The 22,067-nt window shown below is 66.9% G+C and carries 18 protein-coding genes, 2 tRNA genes and 1 pseudogene; 8 read left to right on the plus strand and 13 right to left on the minus strand.

What is annotated here, in order from left to right; translation table 11 throughout:
• Positions 1-40: 40 nt before the first annotated feature.
• The 5 genes and pseudogenes from BN2156_RS20310 to pknB all read left to right on the plus strand — a co-directional run bounded on the left by BN2156_RS20310 (position 41) and on the right by pknB (position 7,513).
• A pseudogene (locus BN2156_RS20310) lies at positions 41-1,487 on the plus strand (PP2C family protein-serine/threonine phosphatase).
• Positions 1,484-2,899, plus strand: a complete 1,416-nt coding sequence (locus BN2156_RS20315) for a peptidoglycan glycosyltransferase RodA (protein WP_090516751.1) — start codon at positions 1,484-1,486, stop codon at positions 2,897-2,899. The pseudogene BN2156_RS20310 and the gene BN2156_RS20315 overlap by 4 nt, the downstream one beginning before the upstream one ends.
• The gene (gene pbpA, locus BN2156_RS20320; protein WP_090516752.1) at positions 2,896-4,371 is read left to right on the plus strand and encodes a D,D-transpeptidase PbpA; all 1,476 of its coding nucleotides are present in this window, start codon (positions 2,896-2,898) and stop codon (positions 4,369-4,371) included. The genes BN2156_RS20315 and pbpA overlap by 4 nt, the downstream gene beginning before the upstream one ends.
• The gene (locus BN2156_RS20325) at positions 4,368-5,645 is read left to right on the plus strand and encodes a protein kinase domain-containing protein (RefSeq protein ID WP_090516753.1); all 1,278 of its coding nucleotides are present in this window, start codon (positions 4,368-4,370) and stop codon (positions 5,643-5,645) included. Before pbpA ends, BN2156_RS20325 begins: the two co-directional genes overlap by 4 nt.
• On the plus strand, positions 5,642-7,513 hold the full coding sequence (gene pknB / locus BN2156_RS20330; RefSeq protein WP_090516754.1) for a Stk1 family PASTA domain-containing Ser/Thr kinase: 1,872 nt from the start codon (positions 5,642-5,644) through the stop codon (positions 7,511-7,513). The genes BN2156_RS20325 and pknB overlap by 4 nt, the downstream gene beginning before the upstream one ends.
• Here the strand turns inward: pknB and BN2156_RS20335 are convergent.
• Positions 7,491-8,165: an aminodeoxychorismate/anthranilate synthase component II gene (locus tag BN2156_RS20335; protein ID WP_090516755.1), complete on the minus strand. Its 675-nt coding sequence runs from the start codon at positions 8,163-8,165 to the stop codon at positions 7,491-7,493. The two genes, pknB and BN2156_RS20335, sit on opposite strands and share 23 nt — an antisense overlap.
• A 31-nt stretch (positions 8,166-8,196) precedes the next feature.
• The gene (locus tag BN2156_RS20340) at positions 8,197-8,946 is read right to left on the minus strand and encodes a DUF881 domain-containing protein (RefSeq protein WP_090516756.1); all 750 of its coding nucleotides are present in this window, start codon (positions 8,944-8,946) and stop codon (positions 8,197-8,199) included.
• Positions 8,947-9,040: 94 nt separating this feature from the next.
• On the opposite strand from BN2156_RS20340, the gene crgA reads away from it, so the two are divergent.
• The gene (crgA, locus tag BN2156_RS20345) at positions 9,041-9,325 is read left to right on the plus strand and encodes a cell division protein CrgA (RefSeq protein WP_029110467.1); all 285 of its coding nucleotides are present in this window, start codon (positions 9,041-9,043) and stop codon (positions 9,323-9,325) included.
• 155 nt (positions 9,326-9,480) lie between these two features.
• Positions 9,481-9,897, plus strand: a complete 417-nt coding sequence (locus BN2156_RS20350; protein WP_090516757.1) for a PH domain-containing protein — start codon at positions 9,481-9,483, stop codon at positions 9,895-9,897.
• 75 nt (positions 9,898-9,972) lie between these two features.
• Here BN2156_RS20350 and BN2156_RS20355 read toward each other — a convergent pair whose 3' ends face one another.
• Positions 9,973-10,518 carry a peptidylprolyl isomerase gene (locus BN2156_RS20355; RefSeq protein WP_162490897.1) on the minus strand — a complete coding sequence of 182 codons (546 nt, stop codon included), beginning with the start codon at positions 10,516-10,518 and terminating at the stop codon, positions 9,973-9,975.
• 127 nt (positions 10,519-10,645) lie between these two features.
• Between BN2156_RS20355 and cwsA the strand changes: the two genes are divergently transcribed.
• The gene (gene cwsA / locus BN2156_RS20360; protein ID WP_090517518.1) at positions 10,646-11,047 is read left to right on the plus strand and encodes a cell wall synthesis protein CwsA; all 402 of its coding nucleotides are present in this window, start codon (positions 10,646-10,648) and stop codon (positions 11,045-11,047) included.
• Between the two features lie 40 nt (positions 11,048-11,087).
• Here cwsA and BN2156_RS20365 read toward each other — a convergent pair whose 3' ends face one another.
• The 10 genes from BN2156_RS20365 to dnaN all read right to left on the minus strand — a co-directional run bounded on the left by BN2156_RS20365 (position 11,088) and on the right by dnaN (position 21,851).
• On the minus strand, positions 11,088-11,696 hold the full coding sequence (locus BN2156_RS20365) for an Rv0361 family membrane protein (protein ID WP_131725185.1): 609 nt from the start codon (positions 11,694-11,696) through the stop codon (positions 11,088-11,090).
• Positions 11,697-11,832: 136 nt separating this feature from the next.
• A tRNA-Ala gene (locus tag BN2156_RS20370) sits at positions 11,833-11,905 on the minus strand.
• A 153-nt stretch (positions 11,906-12,058) separates the two neighbouring features.
• Positions 12,059-12,132 (minus strand) — tRNA-Ile (locus tag BN2156_RS20380).
• Positions 12,133-12,188: 56 nt separating this feature from the next.
• The gene (locus tag BN2156_RS20385) at positions 12,189-12,914 is read right to left on the minus strand and encodes a DUF3566 domain-containing protein (RefSeq protein ID WP_328287097.1); all 726 of its coding nucleotides are present in this window, start codon (positions 12,912-12,914) and stop codon (positions 12,189-12,191) included.
• 210 nt (positions 12,915-13,124) lie between these two features.
• A complete protein-coding gene (gene gyrA / locus BN2156_RS20390; RefSeq protein ID WP_090516760.1) occupies positions 13,125-15,629 on the minus strand; it encodes a DNA gyrase subunit A in 2,505 nt (834 codons plus the stop codon).
• 130 nt (positions 15,630-15,759) lie between these two features.
• Complete coding sequence (gene gyrB, locus BN2156_RS20395) at positions 15,760-17,787, minus strand: DNA topoisomerase (ATP-hydrolyzing) subunit B (RefSeq protein ID WP_090516761.1); 2,028 nt, start codon at positions 17,785-17,787, stop codon at positions 15,760-15,762.
• Between the two features lie 210 nt (positions 17,788-17,997).
• Positions 17,998-18,576 carry a DUF721 family protein gene (locus tag BN2156_RS20400; protein ID WP_090516762.1) on the minus strand — a complete coding sequence of 193 codons (579 nt, stop codon included), beginning with the start codon at positions 18,574-18,576 and terminating at the stop codon, positions 17,998-18,000.
• The gene (recF, locus tag BN2156_RS20405) at positions 18,573-19,727 is read right to left on the minus strand and encodes a DNA replication/repair protein RecF (RefSeq protein WP_090516763.1); all 1,155 of its coding nucleotides are present in this window, start codon (positions 19,725-19,727) and stop codon (positions 18,573-18,575) included. The genes BN2156_RS20400 and recF overlap by 4 nt, the downstream gene beginning before the upstream one ends.
• An 11-nt stretch (positions 19,728-19,738) precedes the next feature.
• Positions 19,739-20,650 carry a phosphogluconate dehydrogenase (NAD(+)-dependent, decarboxylating) gene (gnd, locus tag BN2156_RS20410; protein ID WP_264034958.1) on the minus strand — a complete coding sequence of 304 codons (912 nt, stop codon included), beginning with the start codon at positions 20,648-20,650 and terminating at the stop codon, positions 19,739-19,741.
• 7 nt (positions 20,651-20,657) lie between these two features.
• On the minus strand, positions 20,658-21,851 hold the full coding sequence (gene dnaN, locus BN2156_RS20415; RefSeq protein ID WP_090516765.1) for a DNA polymerase III subunit beta: 1,194 nt from the start codon (positions 21,849-21,851) through the stop codon (positions 20,658-20,660).
• Positions 21,852-22,067 lie beyond the last annotated feature (216 nt).

The following is a 22,067-nucleotide window of genomic DNA, read 5'->3' on the forward strand; positions in this document are numbered from 1 at the left end:
CAGGTTCGATACCGCGCATGCGAGGAGCGCGAGACACACTATGACCCTCGTTCTCCGATATGCCGCGCGTAGCGATCGCGGGCTGGTGCGCGCCAACAATGAGGACTCGGTGTACGCCGGGGCGCGGCTGCTGGCGCTGGCCGACGGCATGGGCGGCCACGCCGCCGGCGAAGTGGCCTCACAGTTGGTGATCGCGGCGCTGGCCCATCTCGATGACGACGAACCCGGTGGCGACCTGCTGGGCAAGCTCAACAGCGCGGTCGGCCAGGGTAATTCCGCGATCGCGGCCCATGTCGAGGCCGACCCCGAGCTCGAGGGCATGGGCACGACGCTCACCGCCATCCTGTTCGCGGGCAACCGGCTGGGCCTGGTCCACATCGGCGATTCGCGCGGTTACCTCCTGCGCGACGGCGAGCTGACCCAGATCACCAAGGACGACACGTTCGTCCAGACGCTGGTCGACGAGGGGCGCATCACCGCCGAGGAGGCCCACAGCCATCCGCAGCGCTCGCTGATCATGCGGGCGCTGACCGGGCACGAGGTCGAGCCGACCTTGATCATGCGCGAGGCCAAGGCCGGCGACCGCTATCTGCTGTGCTCGGACGGCCTTTCCGATCCGGTCAGCCACGAGACCATCCACGAGGCCCTGCAGATCGAGGACGTCGCCGAGAGCGCCGACCGGCTGATCGAGTTGGCGCTGCGCGGCGGCGGCCCGGACAACGTGACCGTGGTGGTCGCCGACGTCGTCGACTACGACTACGGGCAGACCCAACCGATCCTGGCCGGCGCGGTATCCGGGGACGACGACCAGAGCGCCCCACCGGACACGGCCGCCGGACGGGCCTCGGCGTTCAACCCTCGCCGCAACGAACCCAAACGGGTGGTCCCCCAGCCGGCCGAACCCGATCGCAAGCCGCGGTCACGCCGCCGCTTCGTCATCGCCGCGGTGCTCCTGGTGCTGGTGCTCGTCGGCGGGCTCGCCATCGGCCGGGAGATCATCCGCAACAACTACTACGTCGCCGAACACGACGGCACGGTGTCGATCATGCGCGGCGTGCAGGGCTCGTTTCTGGGCATCTCGCTGCAGGAGCCCTTTCGTCTCGGCTGCCTCAACGCCCGCAACGAACTGTCGCTGATCGCCGCCGACGACGAGCAAGGGCACCGCGACTGCCGGCTGATGGCGGTCAACGACCTGCGTCCCTCCGAACGGGCCCAGGTGACCGCCGGCCTGCCGGGCGGCACCCAGGACGAGGCCTTCACCCAGATCAGCGATCTGGCCCGCAGCTCCGTCCTGCCGGTATGCGCGCCGCGCACCCCGCCGACGACGACCTCCAAGCCCGCCCCGGCGCCCAGCCCGTCACGAGACACCCGTTCCCGGCGCCCCGACGCCTGCCCCGGCTGCGCCGTCGCCCTCGCCGTCACCGACCGTCACCGCACTGCCTCCCCCGCCACCCGAACCAGGGACGAACTGCCGAGCAGTGTCATGACGACTCAACCTCAGTCGCCGGTTACCGTCATGCCGCCGCTACCCAATCGGCGCAACGCGGAACTGCTGCTTCTGGGGTTTGCCGCCTTCATCACCACGGTGGCGCTGCTGATCGTGGAGGCCAACCAGGAACAGGGCCTGAGCTGGGATCTGGCCCGCCACGTCATCACGTTCATGGTCCTGATGGGGGCCGCGCACGTGGCCGTGCGCCGGTTCGCGCCCTATGCCGACCCACTGCTGCTGCCCGTCGTGGCACTGCTCAACGGGCTGGGCCTGGTGATGATCCACCGGCTCGACCTGGCCAAGGGCGAGCTGACCGCCGACGGGCTCGGCGGCACCGCCAACCAGCAGATGATGTGGACGCTGGTCGGTGTCATCGGATTCTCGGTCGTGGTCGCGCTGCTGACAGACCACCGCATGCTGGCCCGGTACGGGTACATCTGCGCGCTGACCGGCCTTGTGCTGCTTGTCATCCCGGCATTGCTTCCGGCGAAGTACTCCGAGCAGTACGGCGCCAAGATCTGGATCCAGTTCCCCGGCTTCTCGATTCAGCCCGCCGAGTTCTCCAAGATCCTGCTGCTCATCTTCTTCGCGGCGGTGCTGGTGGCCAAGCGCGACCTGTTCACCAGCGCGGGAAAGCATTTCCTCGGACTCGACCTGCCGCGGCCCCGCGACCTGGCTCCCCTGCTACTGGCCTGGGCCGCCTCGGTGGGTGTGATGGTTTTCGAAAAGGACTTGGGCACTTCACTTCTGCTGTACGCGTCGTTCCTGGTGCTGGTCTACGTGGCCACCGAGCGGCTGAGCTGGGTAGTGATCGGCCTTGCCCTGTTCGCAGCGGGAAGCATTGTGGCGTACCAGGTTTTCGGCCATGTCCGGGTGCGGGTGGAGACCTGGCTCGACCCGTTCGCCGATCCTGACGGCGCCGGCTACCAGATGGTGCAGTCCCTGTTCAGCTTCGCCACCGGAGGCATCTTCGGCACCGGTCTGGGCAACGGACAGCCCGGGACGGTGCCCGCCGCCGCCACCGATTTCATCATCGCCGCGATCGGCGAGGAACTCGGATTGGTCGGGCTGGCAGGCGTTCTCATGCTCTACACGATCCTGATCATCCGCGGGATGCGCACCGCGATCGCGGTCCGCGACAGCTTCGGCAAGCTTCTGGCGGCCGGGCTGGCCTCGACACTGGCGATCCAGCTGTTCATCGTGGTCGGCGGCGTCACCAAACTGATCCCGTTGACCGGCCTGACGACTCCGTGGATGTCCTACGGCGGCTCCTCACTGCTGGCCAACTACATCCTGCTGGCCATCCTGGTGCGCATCTCGCATGCCGCACGCCGCCCGATCACCACCACCCCGGCGCCCAACCCGACTCCCATCGCCGCGGCCAACACCGAGGTGATCGAGAAGGTATGAACACCTCCCTGCGCCGGGTGGCAGTCACGATCATGGTGCTGATCGTGCTGCTGTTGGCCAATGCCACCATCACCCAGGTGTTCACGGCCGACGGCCTGCGCGCGGACCCGCGCAATCAGCGGGTGCTGCTCGACGAGTACTCGCGCCAGCGCGGCCAGATCACCGCGGGCGGGCAGCTGCTGGCCTATTCGGTGGCCACCGACGGCCGGTTCCGCTTCCTGCGCACCTACCCGAATCCTGAGGTCTACGCCCCCATCACCGGGTTCTACTCGCTGGGCTACTCCAGCACCGGGCTCGAGCGGGCGGAGGATTCCATCCTCAACGGCTCCGACGAACGGTTGTTCGGCCGCCGGCTGGCCGATTTCTTCACCGGCCGCGACCCGCGCGGTGGGAATGTCGACACCACCATCAAGCCTCAGGTGCAGCAGGCGGCCTGGGATGCGTTGCAGGACGGCTGTGACGGCCCCTGCAAGGGCTCTGTGGTGGCCCTGGAGCCCTCTACCGGCAAGATCCTGGCCATGGTGTCGTCACCGTCGTACGACCCCAACCAGTTGGCCACGCACGATATGAACGCCCAGGGCCAGGCCTGGCAGCAGCTGCGCGACGACGCACAGTCGCCGTTGCTCAACCGCGCCATCTCCGAGACCTACCCGCCGGGGTCGACGTTCAAGGTGATCACCACCGCAGCGGCCCTGCAGGCCGGCAGCACCCCCGACACCCAGCTGACCGCGGCGCCGCGGATCCCGCTGCCCGACAGCACCGCGACGCTGGAGAACTTCGGCGGGGCATCCTGTGGGCCCGGGCCCACCGCCTCCCTGCGCGACGCGTTCGCCAAATCGTGCAACACCGCGTTCGTCGAGCTCGGGCTCAAGACGGGGGCCGACAAGCTCAAGGCCACCGCACAAGCCTTCGGCCTCGACGCTGCGCCGCCGGCCATCCCGCTGCAGGTCGCCGAATCCACCACCGGCCCCATCGCCGACGGCGCGGCGCTGGGCATGTCGAGCATCGGACAGCGCGATGTCGCCTTGACGCCGCTGCAGAACGCACAGGTGGCTGCGACCATCGCTAATGACGGCATCGCCATGCGCCCGTATCTTGTGGATAGCCTAAAAGGACCCGACCTGACCACGATCGCCACCACCGCGCCCGCCCAAGAGCGCCGGGCGGTGTCACCCCAGGTCGCAGCTACACTTACGGACTTGATGGTCGCCGCCGAGCAGGTGACTCAGCAGAAGGGAGCCATCGCCGGCGTGCAGATCGCTTCTAAGACCGGTACGGCAGAGCACGGGACGGATCCCCGTAACACTCCGCCGCATGCCTGGTACATCGCATTCGCACCGGCCTCCGACCCCAAGGTCGCGGTCTCGGTGTTGATCGAGGACGGCGGGGACCGGTTGTCGGCCACCGGCGGCGCACTCGCCGCCCCGATCGGACGCGCCACCATCGCGGCGGCGCTACGGGAGGATTCATGAGTCCCCGGGTTGGAGTCACGCTGTCCGGGCGGTACCGGCTGCAGCGACTGATCGCCACGGGCGGCATGGGTCAGGTCTGGGAGGCCGTCGACTCACGGCTCGGCCGGCGTGTCGCGGTCAAGGTACTCAAGGCCGAGTTCTCCGAGGATGCGGAGTTCGTCGAGCGGTTCCGGGCCGAGGCCCGCACCGTCGCGATGCTCAACCACCCGGGCATCGCCAGCGTGTACGACTATGGCGAGACCGAGCTGGACGGTGAGGGCCGCACGGCGTATCTGGTGATGGAGTTGATCAACGGCGAGCCGTTGAACTCTGTGCTCAAGCGCACCGGCCGGTTGTCGCTGCGCCACGCCCTGGACATGCTCGAGCAGACCGGGCGGGCCCTGCAGGTGGCCCACACCGCCGGTCTGGTCCACCGCGACGTCAAGCCCGGCAACATCCTGATCACGCCCACGGGCCAGGTGAAGCTGACCGACTTCGGTATCGCCAAGGCCGTCGACGCCGCCCCGGTCACCCAGACCGGCATGGTGATGGGCACCGCCCAGTACATCGCACCCGAGCAGGCCCTTGGTCATGACGCCACCGCCGCCAGCGACGTGTACTCGCTGGGAGTCGTTGGGTACGAGTCTGTTTCGGGCAAGCGTCCGTTCACCGGCGAGGGTGCGCTGACGGTGGCGATGAAGCACATCAAGGAGACGCCGCCGCCGCTGCCCGCGGATCTGCCGCCCAATGTCCGCGAGCTGATCGAGATCACCCTGGTGAAGAACCCGGGGATGCGCTACAAGTCCGGCGGCCCGTTCGCCGACGCGGTGGCCGCGGTGCGCTCCGGCCGTCGTCCCCCGCGTCCCAACCAGGCTCCGACACTGGGCCGGGCCGCTCCGGCCGCGGTGCCGTCGGCCGCACAGGCCCGCGCCGCGGCGGATCTGTCCGGCCGCACACCGGTGACCGCCACCCGGGCCCGGCCGGTCACGGCCGCCCACCGGCCCGCGCAGCCCGCGCGGCGCACGTTCTCGTCGGGCCAGCGAGCCCTGCTGTGGGCCGCCGGCGTGCTCGGTGCGCTGGCGATCGTGATCGCCATCCTGATCGTTCTCAACGCGCAGGATCGCAAGGACCAGCAGCAGTCACCACCGCCCACCGTCACCGATACGGTGACCGAGACGACGCCCTACCAGACCCCGGCAGCGTTGCCGGACCTGGCATTCCACGTGATCGTGCCGGCAGACACCGGGGCTGACGCCCAGGCTGTCCCCAAGGCACCGGAACAGATACTGCGATGACGACGCCTCAGCATCTCTCTGACCGATATGAACTCGGTGAAATTCTCGGCTTCGGTGGCATGTCCGAAGTCCACATCGCACGCGACACCCGGCTGCACCGTGATGTCGCGGTCAAGGTCCTGCGCGCCGACCTGGCCCGCGACCCCAGCTTCTACCTGCGCTTCCGCCGCGAGGCGCAGAACGCGGCCGCGCTGAACCACCCTGCCATCGTGGCGGTGTATGACACCGGCGAGGCCGAGACACCCAACGGTCCGCTGCCCTACATCGTCATGGAGTACGTCGACGGTGTGACGCTGCGCGACATCGTGCACGGCGAGGGTCCGATCCCGCCGCGCCGGGCGATCGAGATCATCGCCGACGCCTGCCAGGCGCTTAACTTCAGCCACCAGCACGGCATCGTGCACCGCGACGTGAAGCCGGCCAACATCATGATCAGCAAGAACAACGCTGTGAAGGTGATGGACTTCGGTATCGCGCGCGCGCTGGCCGACACCGGCAACAGTGTCACGCAGACCGCCGCGGTGATCGGCACCGCGCAGTATCTGTCGCCCGAGCAGGCCCGCGGTGAGACCGTCGATGCCCGCTCCGACGTCTACTCGCTGGGCTGTGTGCTCTACGAAATCCTCACGGGCGAACCACCTTTCATCGGTGATTCGCCGGTCGCGGTGGCCTACCAGCATGTCCGCGAGGATCCGGTCCCGCCGTCGCACCGGCACACCGGTATCTCCCCGGAGCTCGACGCCGTGGTGCTCAAGGCCCTGGCCAAGAACCCCGACAACCGGTACCAGACCGCGGCCGAGATGCGCAGCGATCTGATTCGGGTGCACAGCGGTGAGGCTCCCGAGGCCCCCAAGGTGCTGACCGACGCCGAGCGGACGTCGATGATGAACTCCGGGCCGATGCTGGCCCAGGGCGGCGCCGCACCCACCCAGAACCTGGTGGTGCCCCGCCCGGCCGACCGCAGTGCCTCGGTGGCCCGCTGGTTGATCGCGGTCGCGGTCCTGGCGGTACTCACCGTGGTGGTGACGGTGGCGATCAACATGTTCGACGGCAAGCCACGCGATGTGCAGGTGCCCGATGTCAGCGGTCAGCGATCGGCGGATGCCGTTGCCGCGCTGCAGAACCGGGGCTTCAAGACCCGCACCGAACCCCAGCCGGACAACCAGGTCCGGCCGGAGTACGTCATCGGCACCGATCCGGCGGCCAACAGCATGGCGGCCGCCGGCGACGAGATCACCGTCAATGTGTCGACCGGACCCGAGCAGGCCCAGATTCCCGATGTGGCCGGACTGACCCCGGCCCAGGCCAGACAGAAGCTCAAGGACGCCAAGTTCGAGAAGGTCAAGGAGACCACGAGCCCGTCGACACCGGAGCAGAAGGGCCGCGTGCTCGCGACCAACCCACCGGCGAATCAGACCGCGGGGATCATCTACGAGGTCACCCTCGTGGTGGGTTCGGGCCCGGAGAACACCGCGGTTCCGTCCTGCACCAACCAGGGCGTCGACGTGTGCAAGCAGATCCTGACCGCGTCGGGCTTCACCAGCACCGTCGTCATCGACGTCGACAACACCGCACCCGCGGGCCAGGTCGTCGGTACCGAACCACCCGCTGGAACCTCGGTCCCCAAGGACACACCGATCCAGATCCACGTGTCCAAGGGCAACCAGTTCGTGATGCCCAACCTGGTCGGGCAGTTCTGGGATGAGGCCTACCAACGCCTGAGCGCGCTGGGCTGGACCGGTGTGCTGGACAAGGGCCCGGACGTCCGGGACAGCGGTCAGCGCACCAATGCGGTGGTCACCCAGAGCCCGCCGCCGGGGACCGGGGTGAACTTCGGCTCGAAGATCACGCTGAGCTTCGCGTCGTAGCCGCCGCTACGGCGCGGGCCACCTCGGCTTCGAGGGCGGCCACCAGACGTTCCTCGGGAGCGGCACCGCATACGCCGAGCCAGTTGGCCAGCATGCGGTGTCCGCCTTCGGTCAGGATCGACTCCGGGTGGAACTGCACCCCGTGGATGGGTAGCTGCCGATGACGCACCGCCATGATGACGCCGCCGTCGGTCTGGCCGATCACCTCGAGTTCATCGGGCACGGTCTCGGGAAGGATTGTCAGGGAGTGGTAGCGGGTCGCGGTGAACGGGTCCGGCAGACCCTTGAGCACCCCGGCATCGGCGTGGTGCACGACGCTGGTCTTGCCGTGCAGCAGTTCCGGCGCACGGTCGACGGTTCCGCCGAATGCCACCCCGATGGCCTGGTGGCCGAGGCAGACGCCGAGTAGGGGAGTGCCGGCCGCCGCACAGGCGTGCACCAGCGGGATGGTGGCTCCGGCCCGTTCCGGGGTACCCGGGCCCGGGCTCAGCAGGACACCGTCGAAGTCGGCTGCCGCTTTCGCGAGGTCGGCATCGGTGCCCAGGCGTTCGTCGTCGTTGCGCCACACCTGCGCGTCCACCCCGAGCTGGCCCAGATACTGGACCAGGTTGAACACGAAGCTGTCATAGTTGTCGACGACCAGAACCTGCATTGACTTAGGCTACCGGCCCCGAAAAGCGGGTTTAATAGCCGACAGGCCCCGCCGGTTTCGCGTAGCGCATCCGCAGGGGCTCGGTGTAGCCGGTGAGCTCGACCTCGGCCCGGGGTTCTTCGGCATAGCCCAACCCGAACCGCACGACGTACTGCTTGTAGAGGGTCACGTACGGAGCGGCCGCCAGGGCGGCCTGCATGGCGGACGCATCGCCGATCGCGGTGATGACGTACGGCGGGCTGTAGGTCCGGCCGTTGAGCAGCAGGGTGTTGCCGACGCAGCGAGGGGCCGAGGTGGCGATGATGCGCTGGTCCTGCATCTGGATGCCTTCGGCGCCGGCGCTCCACAGTGCATTCAAGACGGCCTGGATGTCCTGCTGGTGCACGACGAGGTCATCGGGGGAGGCGTCGCGGGGAAAGCGGCCCTGGGCGTCGCGCTGGGCGTCGTTGAGCGTCACCACCAGGCCGGGACCGCGCATGGGTACCGTGCCCGCGTCGACGGCCAGCTCGGCGGAGCGCCTGGTGATGGCCTCGAGCGCGGCGTGCGATCCGGGGGATCCGCCGTGATGGCTGTCGATCTCGGTGGACAGCGAATCGCGCTGGGCGGTCAGCCGATTTACCGATTGCTGTGCCTCGCGCACCAGGTCGACGAGGCGGGGAGCATCGCTGCGGCGAATCTCGTCACCGCCGGAGACCCCGTGTGTGGCGGCCAGCAGCAAGCCGGCGGCCAGGCAGATCACCGGTACGCCGAAGCGCCACGGGGATCGATCCGGTTGGTCCATCACAGTCTCTCCTGGCCGTACAGCTACGTTAGGCTCGTGAGGCATCCTGCCTCATCGTCGCACCGTGTGACGCCGACTGTCCGCGAAGGTACCCATGCCCAAGTCCAAAGTCCGTAAGAAGAACGATTTCACCATCAAGGCGGTGAGCCGGACTCCGGTCAAGGTGAAAGCCGGGCCGTCGAGTGTGTGGTTTGTCGCGCTGTTCATCGGCCTCATGCTGTTCGGCCTGCTGTGGCTGCTGGTGTTCCAGTTGGCCGCGACCAACCCGGTGGACACGCCGTCCTTCCTGCAGTGGATGGCTGACCTGGGTCCGTGGAACTACGCCATCGCCTTTGCTTTCATGATCAGTGGGCTGTTGCTCACGATGCGCTGGCGCTGACCACCGGCCGCCTCATAATGAATTCATCTTACGTTTTCAGCGTTACCGGTTCAGCAACCATCGCGGTGCTCAATCACATCGTTGTGATTCATCCCCATTGGGGATAGCACCTGTGGATAACTCCATTAGCCTTGGTAAAAGGGTGTGAACAACCAGTGCAGCAAACTCAATGGGGCCCACCGGCCGCCGGAGTCGCTGGTTGCGGCATAGCCGGTCTCATGATGGCTATCCCGGCTGTGACGCTGATCACAGACCCGCCCGGACGTGTTCTTGCCGGCATAGCTGGCGTGGGATTGCTCACGTTCGCAACATTGTCGTGGCGGGCACGACCCAAACTGGCAATTAACCAAGACGGTCTCACGGTCGCCGGTTGGTGGCATACCCGGACATATCGCCGCGATGACATCCGGCTGATCCGCATCACCGAGTTCCGCCGGATCGCCCGACGGGTCCGCCTCCTGGAGATCGACACGGTCGATGACCGGCTGGAGGTCCTCACGCGGTGGGACCTGGGGACCGACCCGCTGGACGTCTTGGATGCACTCACACAGGCCGGTTTCACGGCCCGGTGACGAATACCCCCACACAACACGCGACGCCCCCGTGATCGGGGGCGTCGCGCATTTGTATGTGCGGGGTTCGGCCCGTTATGACACGGTGATCGATTCGATGACAACCGGCTCGGTCGGACGGTCCGAGCGGTCGGTCGGGGTGGACGCGATGGCGTCGACCACCTTCTGCGACTCCGGATCGACAACCTCACCGAAGATGGTGTGGCGCCGGTTCAGGTGCGGGGTCTTGCCGACCGTGATGAAGAACTGGGAGCCGTTGGTGCCCGGCCCGGCGTTGGCCATGGCCAGCAGGTAGGACTTGTCGAACTGCAGCTCGGGGTGGAACTCGTCGGCGAACTGGAAGCCCGGGCCACCGCGGCCGGTGCCGGTCGGGTCGCCGCCCTGGATCATGAAGCCGTCGATCACCCGGTGGAAGATCGCCCCATCGTAGAAGGGTCCGGACGTGCCACCCGAGGCGTTCTCGGTGCTGTAGTCCTTCGTGCCCTGCGCCAAGCCGACGAAGTTGGCCACGGTCTTGGGAGCGTGGTTTCCGAACAGTGCGATCTTGATATCGCCGCGGTTGGTGTGCAGTGTCGCCGTCGCGGTCTGAATGGGGCTCGTCACGGCTACCCAGTCTGCCATCCCGGTCGCCGGCAACCGTCAGATACCCCACCAACGGCCCCAGAGTCGCCCGGAGATGGCAGTCTGGATCGCAGCCGACAAACGGCCGCACTTCACCTCCGCCGCCAGTGCCCAGAAAGGTGCCCCGATGACCGCGAACGTCGATACCCGGTTGGCCCCCCGTCAGCGTCTAGCCCGCGGCTTGAAATACAGCACTGTCGGCCCGGTCGATGTCACCCGCGGAGTGGTGGGTATCAGCGCGAACACCGTGTCGGCCGCGGCTGCCGGTCTGCGCAAGCGCTACGAGTCGGGCAAGCTGCGCCGTCAGCTCGCCGCGGCCGCGCAAGCGGTGGCGGCGCTGCCCGAAGTACTGCAGGAGGCCGCGGCAGCGCCACAGCCCAAATCGCGGCGCCGCCGCCGCCTGGTTTTCGCCGGGGTCGCGGCGGCGGTCCTGGCGGGCGGAGCGGTGACGTTCTCCATCCTGCGGCGCTCCACCCGGCCCGAGCCCTCACCGCTGCCACCGAGCGTCGACGTGACACCCCGGCCCTGATCGAAGCCCGGGCCCGCCGTCAAAGCCGTTGTGAGACCGGCTATTCCGCCGACGGCTCCTCACAGTCCAGCCATTGACCGCCCTCTTTGAGGAACGTGTTCGAATCCGTGCTCGTGGCCGGTGGCCGGTCACCGGATTTCCAGGACACGGTCAGATCCGCGGTCGCGTTGTCGCCGGTGACCTTGACGTTGTCCACCTTGTCGATCGTCACCGTGGTGGTCTGCCGCAGAATCTCGAGGTTGGCAGCCTTGTAGGCCGGTTCGTCGTACCGGATGAGCGCATCGACGAGTTTGCCGATCGTGGCGTCCGATGCGGTGGGGTACTGCTGTTTGAGCGCCTCGGTCAGCACATCGGCGGGCTTCGCGGCCAGTTCCTCAGGGGTTCCGGCCTCGCTGATCGGCGGGAACATCGTGTCCGGCTGGGCCAGGACGGCGTCACGGTACTGCGCACAGGTCAGCTCGGCCATCCTGTCGAAGTCGAAGCCCGCCATCGCGGCTTCCTGCTCGTCGATCAGATCGCGGATCTGTTGTTCGTCACTGGCCGCGGCCTGGGCCGAGGTGGCGGCCGGGCTGGACGGCGCGGGGGCGCTCTCCGACCCGCACGCGGCGACGGTCATGACGGCCAGTCCCACGATGAACGCTCGTATCACGGAGTTCCCTCTTCCTCACGGTGGCGCTGCCGCCTGTGGACAGCGGCAGCTTACCGACTGGGACAGTGGTGGTCACGAACAAAAAAAGCGGCTCCGGCGTCTGAGGCCGGAACCGCTCGTGACTGCTCTTGATTTGTGGAGCCTAGGAGATTCGAACTCCTGACATCTGCCTTGCAAAGGCAGCGCTCTACCAACTGAGCTAAGGCCCCGTATCCGGCCGGGGCGGCGTAGCGTCCGCCTCGTGCCAAATCTCTTCACCGTGGCGCGATCGCCAGACGATCACCGCGGCGGCTGCGATGCCGGCCAGAAGTATGAACCGCATGGCGCAACCTCTCGATGATCACCGGTTACACCGGGTGTCGTGGGCCTAGGAGGACTCGAACCTCCGACCTCTTCGTTATCAGCGAAGCGCTCTAACCGCCTGAGCTATAGGCCCGAAAATTGGGATCGACCGAGCGCAGAGATTACCGCACGGGGGCGCCGACTCCCAAATCAATCCCGGTCGGCCAGCGTGACCTCGACCCCGCCGACCAGATCGGTGGTCAGGTTGTAGATGAACGCCCCGATGGTCGCCATCGCGCACAGCACCACGATGTTCACCAGGCCGATCAGCGCCGCCCCGCCGAAAATCGTTCCACTGGAAACCAATTCGCCTCCAGAGGCGCCGCTGGCACTGGTCAGCAGGTCACCGACGTTGCTGTTGAGCTTGCTCCACACACCCATGGCGCCGAGCACCAGGTAGAGGAACGCCACCGCGATCATCCATACGAAGAACAGGACGACCGACAGCACCAGCGAGACCTTCAGCACAGTCCACGGGTCAACCCGGCGGATCTGCATGCTGGCTCGCACCGGACCCTGATGCGCGGTGCGGCCCGACACCTGGATCCGGGTGGTCGGGGAGTTGCTCGAGGATCGGGCCGCCGGGGCATCGGCAGAGGCCTTGCGCTGCGGTGTGCGCACCGTGGGTCCGGACAGGTCCGGGATCTCGCTCGCATACGCCTCGGGACGCACCGGCTCGTTGCGCGGAGCCGACGACGTCGGTGGGGCAGCGGGAGCCGAGGCCGGACGGGCCGGACGGGGCTGCTGCTCGGTGTCCTTGGTCTCGTTACCGGCGACGAAGCGCTGCAGCCGGGCTTCCACACCCGGTGAGTGCGCGCTGGGGGCGTGGGCGGCGTCCTCGCGCGGCTCCGCACCGGCCCGGTTCCGCGCTGCCACGGCGGCGCCTCACCCGTCTCGGTGATCTGACCGCCGCCGGCGCGGACCCCGGTCGACTTGGTCGCCGACGCGGGGCCCTCGGACCCGGTACCCGAGCCGTTGGAGCTGCCGGGCCGGTCGCCCGCTCGCGGGTACCCCGGCTCGCTCGGTGAACTCACCTAACAGCTCCTTAGCTCAGGCCGAGGTCCGCGGCGGGCCTCAGCGACAGCGTCACGCCTCGTCTGACTCGTCGCCATCCGGATCCGAGTCCTCCTCGGCGTTGCGCGCAATCGCAATCAGTGTGTCGCCGTCGCCCAGGTTCATCAAGCGGACACCCTTGGTCTGGCGTCCGGCCTTGCGAACCTGACGTGCGGCGGTACGGATGACGCCGCCACCGGAGGTGATGGCGTACAACTCCGTCTCGTCATCGACGATCAGCGCTCCGACCAGACTGCCACGTTTGCGGTCGTACTGGATCGTCAGGATCCCTTTGCCACCGCGGCCCTGAACCGTGTACTCGTCGATCGCCGTGCGTTTGGCGTAACCGCCCGCCGTTGCGACCAGCAGATATGTGTCCGGCTGGACCACGTTGAGGGACAGCAGCCGGTCATCCTCGTTGAACCGCATGCCCTGCACGCCGGAGGTGGCCCGCCCCATCGGCCGCAGCGCCTCGTCCGTCGCCGAGAACCGGATGGACTGCCCGTTGGCGCTGACCAGCAGCAGATCATCGTCAGCCGAGCACAGCACCGCGCCGACCAGCTCGTCACCGTCGCGCAGGTTGATCGCCACGATGCCGCCGGAACGGTTCGAATCGAAGTCGACCAGCTTGGACTTCTTCACCAGGCCGTTGCGGGTGGCGAGCACCAGATACGGCGCGTCCTCGTAAGTCTTGAGCTGGATCACCTGGGCGATACGTTCCTCCGGCTGGAAGGCCAGCAGGTTCGCCACATGCTGACCTCGCGCGGTGCGCGAGGCCTCCGGCAGCTCGTAGGCCTTGGCCCGGTACACCCGTCCCTGCGTGGTGAAGAACAGGATCCAGTCGTGGGTGGAGCAGACGAAGAAGTGGTTGACGATGTCGTCGGCCTTCAGCCCCGCACCCTGCACGCCCTTACCGCCACGCTTCTGGCTGCGGTACAGGTCGGTCTTGGTCCGCTTGGCGTATCCGGTCTCGGTGATGGTGACCACGACGTCTTCGCGGGCGATCAGGTCCTCGTCGCTGACGTCGCCGTCCGCCGGCATGATCCGGGTACGACGGTCATCGCCGTACTTCTCCACGATCTCGGCCAGTTCGTCATGGACGATCTTTCGCTGGCGTTCCGGCTTGGCCAGAATGTCCTCGAGGTCGGCGATCTCGGCCTCGATCTTGGCCAGGTCGTCGACGATCTTCTGGCGTTCCAGGGCGGCCAGCCGACGCAACTGCATGTCGAGGATCGCCTGGGCCTGGATCTCGTCGATGTCCAGCAGCTCGATCAGCCCGGCGCGGGCGATCTCAACCGTCTGCGACGCCCGGATCAACGCGATCACCTCGTCGAGGGCGTCGAGCGCCTTGACCAGACCGCGCAGGATGTGGGCCCGCTCGTTGGCCTTGCGCAGCCGGTACCGGGTGCGCCGGACGATGACGTCGAGTTGGTGGGCGACGTAGTGCCGGATCATCTGATCGAGGCGCAGCGTGCGGGGCACGCCGTCGACGATCGAGAGCATGTTGGCGCCGAAGCTGGTCTGCAGCTGGGTGTGCTTGTAGAGGTTGTTCAGCACGACCTTCGCGACGGCATCGCGCTTGAGCTCCACCACGATTCGCAGGCCGACGCGGTCGCTGGACTGGTCCTCGATGTTCGAGATTCCGGCCAGCTTGCCATCGCGCACCTGCTCGGCGATCGAGGTGATGAAGTTGTCGTGGTTGACCTGGTACGGCAGCTCGGTGATGACGATGCCGGTGCGGCCGCGGCTGTCCTCTTCGATCTCCACGACGCCGCGCATCCGGATGGAGCCGCGGCCGGTGGTGTAGGCGTCGTGGATGCCCTGCGATCCCACGATCAGGCCGCTGGTGGGGAAGTCGGGACCCTTGACCCGCTCACAGACCGCGGCCAGGGTGGCCTCTTCGTCTGCCTCGTGGTTCTCCAGGCACCAGTACACGGCCTCGGCCAGCTCACGCAGGTTGTGCGGCGGGATGTTGGTGGCCATACCGACGGCGATACCGCCCGAACCGTTGGCCAGCAGGTTGGGGAACCGGCTGGGCAGCACCGTGGGTTCCTGCACCCGGCCGTCGTAGTTCGGGATGAAATCGACTGTCTCCTCGTCGATTTCCCGCAGCATCTCCATGGCCAGCGGGGTCAGCCGGGCCTCGGTGTAACGCATGGCGGCTGCGGGGTCGTTACCCGGCGAGCCGAAGTTGCCCTGACCGTCGACCAGTGGGTAGCGCAGTGACCAGGGCTGGGCCATCCGGACCAGGGTGTCGTAGATCGACGCGTCACCGTGCGGGTGGTAGTTACCCATCGTCTCGGCCACCGAGCGCGCCGACTTGGCGTGGCTGCGGTCCGGACGGAAGCCGGAGTCGTACATTGCGTACAGCACGCGGCGGTGCACGGGCTTGAGACCGTCACGCACCTCGGGCAGCGCGCGGCCGACGATCACGCTCATGGCGTAATCGATGTAGCTGCGCTGCATCTCGTGCTGAATGTCGACCGGTTCGATGCGGTCAGAGGTTCCGTCGCCTGGTGGCAACGTGGTGTCAGTCATGTGTTCCTCGCTCGTTGGCTCGGCTTGATGCGGTCAAAGGCCTTGGGCGCGCGGCGTGAATTACGGTGGCGCGCAGGGCAGGTGCGTACTCGAGCTCACAGGAGAATGCTGTGTGCATCGGTGGGTCTGCCTAAACGTCCAGGAAGCGAACGTCTTTGGCGTTACGCGTGATGAAGCTGCGGCGTGCTTCGACGTCTTCACCCATCAGGATGGAGAACAGCTCGTCGGCGGCAGCAGCATCGTCGAGCGTCACTTGACGCAATACCCGCACCGTCGGATCCATGGTGGTTTCCCACAGTTCCTTGGCATCCATCTCGCCCAGACCCTTGTAACGCTGGATACCGTCGTCGACGTTGATGCGCTTGCCTGCGGCCTTGCCGGCTTCGAGCAGGCCGTCACGTTCGCGGTCGGAGTAGGCGAACTCCGGTTCCTGCCGCTGCCACTTGAGCTTGTACAGCGGTGGCTGCGCCAGGAAGATGTGGCCGTGCTCGACAAGCGGCTTCATGAAGCGGAACAGCAGGGTCAGCAGCAGGGTGGAGATGTGCTGGCCGTCGACGTCGGCGTCGGCCATCAGCACGATCTTGTGGTACCGCAGCTTGCTGATGTCGAACTCGTCGTGGATACCCGTACCCAGCGCCGTGATGATCGCCTGGACTTCGGTGTTCTTCAAAACCCGGTCGATGCGCGCCTTTTCGACGTTGATGATCTTGCCGCGCAGCGGCAGGATGGCCTGGAACATCGAGTCCCGGCCGCTCTTGGCCGAGCCGCCGGCGGAATCACCCTCCACCACATACAGTTCGGACTTGGTCGGATCGGTGGAGCGGCAGTCGGCCAGCTTGCCCGGCAGGCCGCCGATGTCGGTTGCGCTCTTGCGCCGAACCAGCTCTCTGGCCTTGCGGGCAGCGATACGGGCCTGTGCTGACGAAACCGCCTTGTTCACAACAGTTTTCGCTTCGGCGGGATTCGCCTCGAACCAGTGGGTCAGCTGCTCGTTGCAGATCTTCTGAACAAACGACTTGACCTCGGTGTTTCCCAGCTTGGTCTTGGTCTGGCCCTCGAACTGCGGTTGGGCGACCTTCACCGAGATGACCGCGGCCAGGCCCTCACGGATGTCGTCGCCGGTGAGGTTCGGATCCTTGTCCTTGAGCAGCTTCTTGTCCTTGGCGTACTTGTTCACCACGGTGGTCAACGCCGAGCGGAACCCCTCCTCGTGGGTACCGCCCTCATGGGTGTTGATCGTGTTGGCGAACGTGTGCACCGACTCGGAGTAACCGGCATTCCACTGCATCGCGATCTCGACCTCGTGGCCGGTGCCCTTGCCGTCGAAATCGATGACGCTTGGCTGGATCGCCGTCTTGGTGCGGTTGATGTGCTTGACGAAATCGACCAGACCACCCGGGTAGTGGAAGGTCCGGTGCTTCACCTTGTGTGGGGCGGCGGCCTCGGCCGCCGTCTCCTCCGCGGTTTTGGGGGCGGCCGCCGTGTCGGCGACGACCTCGTCCACGATCTCGTCCTGGGTCACCCGCTCGTCGGTGAGCTCGATGGTCAGACCCTTGTTGAGGAACGCCATCTCCTGCAGCCGCCGGGCGATGGTCTCGAAGTCGTACACCGTGGTCTCGAAGACATTCGGATCCGCCCAGAACCGGATGGTGGTACCGGTCTTCGTTGTCTTGTCACCCTGCTTGAGGGTTCCCGGCACCGAGTTGTCGTAGGTCTGGAACCACTCGTAACCGTCCTTGTATATGTCGGCCTCGAGCCGGGTCGACAGCGCGTTGACCACCGAGACACCGACGCCGTGCAGACCGCCGGATACCTGGTAGGCACCCTCCTCGAACTTGCCGCCGGCGTGCAGGACCGTCATCACGACGTCGACGGTCGGGATGCCCGTGGCGTGCATGGCCACCGGGATGCCGCGGCCGTCGTCGGTGACCTGGACGCCGCCGTCCTCGAGGATGCGGACGTCGACCTTCGTGGCGAAGCCGGCCATGGCCTCGTCCACCGCGTTGTCGACGACCTCCCACACCAGGTGGTGCAGACCCCGCTCACCGGTGGAACCGATGTACATGCCCGGACGTTTACGAACCGCCTCCAATCCTTCGAGCACCTTGATCGAATCGGCGCCGTACTCGGTTGGAGCATTTTTCTTCTGGGCAGCCACGTCGGACGCGTCTCCTTGGGGTTCGCGGGAGGCGGTTGCGTCACCGCCCTGCAGATCTCGCCACAGTCTACCGGTCGAGGAGTACAGGGCCGACTCTGTAGCGGCGTTTCCACCTATCTAACTGCGCCGTGCGCGGAATTTCTCGGGCATTGGTGCCTCCGGACGCTTGAGGAGATCCATTTCGGGCGTCTCGGCGTTCTCAGCGCAGTCCTAGCCGTAGGTATCGCGGGGGCCGCGGCCGGCGACGTGATACCGGCCCTTTCGCCAGGACGGGCCGACCGGGCCCACGATCTTCAGTGAGGTCACCACACCGTCGCCGACCGCGGCGGCGATCTTGGCCAGCAGCTGGGACTGCACCATCCGCAGCTGAGTGGCCCATGCGGTGGATTCCGCCGAGACGGTCAGCACACCCTCGTTGAGGGCTGTCGGGTTGGCGTGGTCGGCGATCTGGTCTCCGACCACAGTCCGCCAGCGACCGAACACCGAACCCTCGGCGACCCTCGAGGACCAGCCCCGCACCTTGGCCAGATCCCGTGTCGCCGCGCCGAGTGGCTGCGGATCGCGCACGTCGGGACCCGGACCGGACCAGCTGCGGCGCCGGCCGGCATTGCCCGCCACGCGCCGGACCGGAGCGCTGCGGCCACGACCGACATCCTTGCCCTGGCTGCGGGCCGCGCCTCGAGCCTCTTCCAGGGTGCGGCGCACCAGATCCATCCCGCGCATGCGGGTCAACTCTTCGGGCGAAACGGCCGGGGCCGGGTCGGAGGACTCGCCGGGATCGTTCGTCATGGCTGCACCACCGATATCCGTCCCTGATCGCCGTCGGTCATTCTGATCTCGACCCGGTTGACCGCCCAGTCCTGCGGAATGTCCTCGCCGACGGCCGCCGTGACCAGCACCTGTTCGGCTTCACCGGCCACGGCCGCCAACGCTTGACGACGCGCGGTATCCAGCTCGGCGAACACATCGTCGAGCAGGAGCACCGGATCGACGCCGTCCGAACGCAGCAACTCATAGGCACCCAGTCGCAGGGCGAGCGCCATCGACCACGATTCGCCGTGGCTGGCAAAACCTTTCGCGGGTTGATCGCCGAGCCACAGCTCGAGATCATCCCGATGGGGACCGACCAGACAGACCCCGCGATCCAGCTCGGCGTCACGCCGGCGCGCCAGCGCATCGAGCAACGCGGCCTCGTAGAACTCCGCGGTCTCGAGTCCCGGAGCGTTCTCGATCGCCTCCACACTGCTGCGATAGCGGATCGCGGCCGGCCTGCTGGACGGCGCCAACAATTGATAGGCCTTCTGGACCTCGGGGTGCAGCTGCTCGACGAGCGCAATCCTCGCCGCGATCAGCGCGGCACCGTGGGCGGCGAGGTGTCCGTCCCACACATCGAGGGTGTCCAGGACGCTACGATCGCCTCGATAACGTGCTCCCGCAGCGGTTTTCAGCAATGCGGTGCGCTGGCGCACCACCTTCTCATAATCGGCGCGGATACCGGCGATGGCCGGCCGGCGGGTGGTGGCCAACTCGTCGAGGTAGCGGCGCCGTTCACCTGGGTCCCCGCGTACCAGCGCCAGGTCTTCCGGGCTGAACAGCACCGCGCGCAACACCCCGAGGATCTCTCGCGGGGAACGCACCGGCGACCGGTTCAGCCGGGCCTTGTTCGCCCGGCCGCTGGTGATCTCGAGATCGACCGCGAGCTCCCGGCCCTCGTTGACCACGATGCTCGAGACGATGGCGCGCGACGCACCGGCCCGGATCAAGGGAGCGTCGGTAGCGACCCGATGAGAGCTCAGGGTAGCGCAATACCACAGCGCCTCAACGAGATTCGTCTTGCCGAAGCCGTTCGACCCGACGAATACCGTGCGGCCGGGCTCGAGCTCGAGCTCGACGTGTGCCCAGGACCGGTAGTCGGTCAGTCCCAGGTGACGGACATACATCGGAATGGCGCCTAACCGGACTCACTGATCCGGTGCACAGCGTGGCCACCGAACTGGTTGCGCAACGCCGACACCGCTTTCATGGTGGGGGAGTCCTCTTGTCTCGAGGCGAACCGGGCGAACAACGACGCGGCGATCACCGGCATCGGAACCCGGTGACTGATCGCCTCTTCCACGGTCCAGCGGCCTTCCCCGGAATCCTCGGTGTACCCGCTGATCGCGGCGAAGCCCGGATCCTCCTTGAGCGCCTTGGCCAACAATTGCTGCAGCCACGACCGCACCACCGTGCCGTTGGTCCAGGCCTGGATGACGGCCTGGGGATCGGTGATCAGGTCCTCGGCTGCCAGCAGCTCGTACCCCTCGGCGTAGGCGTGCATCAGGCCGTACTCGATGCCGTTGTGCACCATCTTGGCGTAGTGCCCGGCGCCGACCGGGCCGGCATGGACGAATCCGTCGGCCACCTCACCCTCGGGCCGCAGCGTGTCGAATATCGGCATGGCTCGAGCCACATCGGCGTCACTGCCACCGACCATCAGCCCGTAACCCTCGTGCAGCCCCCAGACGCCGCCCGACACACCTGCATCGATGAAGTTGATTCCCTTGTCGCCCAACAACTTTGCGTGCGGGCCGTCTTCCGTGTAGCGCGAATTGCCACCGTCGATCACCAGATCACCGGCGTCGAGCACATCGGCCAGCGTGACGATGGTCTGGTGCGTGACAGTGCCCGAGGGCACCATCACCCAAACCACCCGCGGCGTCTCGAGCGCGGCAGCCAGATCCTCCAGGCTGGCCACATCACTGACTTCCGGACGCGGGTCGTATCCCACGACCTCATGGCCACCGGTGCGCAGGCGCTCGCGCATGTTGAAGCCCATCTTGCCCAGGCCCACTAACCCCAGTTGCATGTGCGCCCTCTCTCGCAAGCGCCGGTCAGCCGGGTAGGCGTACCGGCATCAACAGATAGACGTAATCGGTCTTGGCGGCCGGGAACGGACCCGAACCACCACCTGTGACACCATCCTCGCTTGTGGGCCGCAACACTGCGGGCCGGCTCGGCGTGGTGAAACCGAAAGTCACCCGGTCGGAATGCAGCGAGCTCAGCCCGTCGGTCAGGTAGGTCGGGTTGAACGCGATGGTCAGCGGGTCACCGGCGAACTCGACCGGCAGATCTTCCTCGGCGCGGCCCACGTCGTCGGCACCGGCCGACAGACGCAGCACGTCATCGCCGAACTCCATCCGGATCTGGGCGCCCCGGTCAGCCACCAGCGCCACACGCTTGATCGCTTCGGTGAGCTCGGCGACACCGATCGTGGCCACCGCGGTGTGCTCGGTGGGCAGCAGCTGACGGAACTTCGGGAACTCCGCATCCAGCAGACGCGTCGTGCTGCGCTTGCCGTTGCTGCGAATACCGAGCAGGCCGTCCTTGCCCACCGAGGCGCCGGAGCCGAGCGACAGGTGCACCTGATTGCCGTCGGTGCCGGCCTTGGCCGCCTCGGCCAGCGTCTTCGCCGGCACCAGCACGGCCGCCTCGACGTCGGTGGCGCTAGTTTCCCAGGTCAGCTCACGTACGGCCAGCCGGAAGCGGTCGGTCGCGGCCAAAACCACTGATTCGCCGGAGATCTCGACCCGGATACCGGTCAGCATGGGCAACGTGTCATCACGGCCGGCGGCGACGGCCACCTGCCCGATCGCCTCGGCGAACAGGTCGGAGGACACCACGCCGGTCTCTTCCGGCAGGGTCGGCAGCGCGGGGTAATCCTCGACCGCCAGGGTCGGCAGCGAGAACCGGGCGCTGCCACAGGTCAGCGCGACCCGGGTGCCCTCGACGCTCAGCTCGACCGGCTTGGCCGGCAGCGCCTTGGTGATGTCAGACAACAACCGCCCTGACACCAAAACGCTTCCGGGAGAAGCGATTTCGGCGCTGACACGGACTTCGGCGGAAACTTCGTAGTCGAATCCGGAGATGGTCAGACCGTCGTCGGTGCCGGTCAGCAGGACGCCGGCCAGCACCGGGATGGTGGGCCGGGTCGGCAGATTGCGGGCTACCCAGGCCACCGCGTCCGCGAAGTCCTCACGCACCACGCGGAACTTCAAGTCGGTCAGCCCAGCCGTCGTCGTCGCCACGTGCTATGCGCCCCTTCGATGATCCCCATAACGAGCTCTACCAGCGTCTTCCGAAAACCACACCACGCAGCATGACGCTGAATGACAAAGCTGGAAACCGCTGTCGATGAACCACCGTAGAGCTTTCCGCATCAACTTGAAAGCTAATCCATCGGGGTGACATGAGCGCCGGCTCGTGGTTCTCGAGCCGGATCGGACGTGTGGTTCGTGCGGTGT

The organism is Mycolicibacterium neworleansense, from assembly GCF_001245615.1.
In the GTDB taxonomy this organism is placed as follows: domain Bacteria; phylum Actinomycetota; class Actinomycetes; order Mycobacteriales; family Mycobacteriaceae; genus Mycobacterium; species Mycobacterium neworleansense.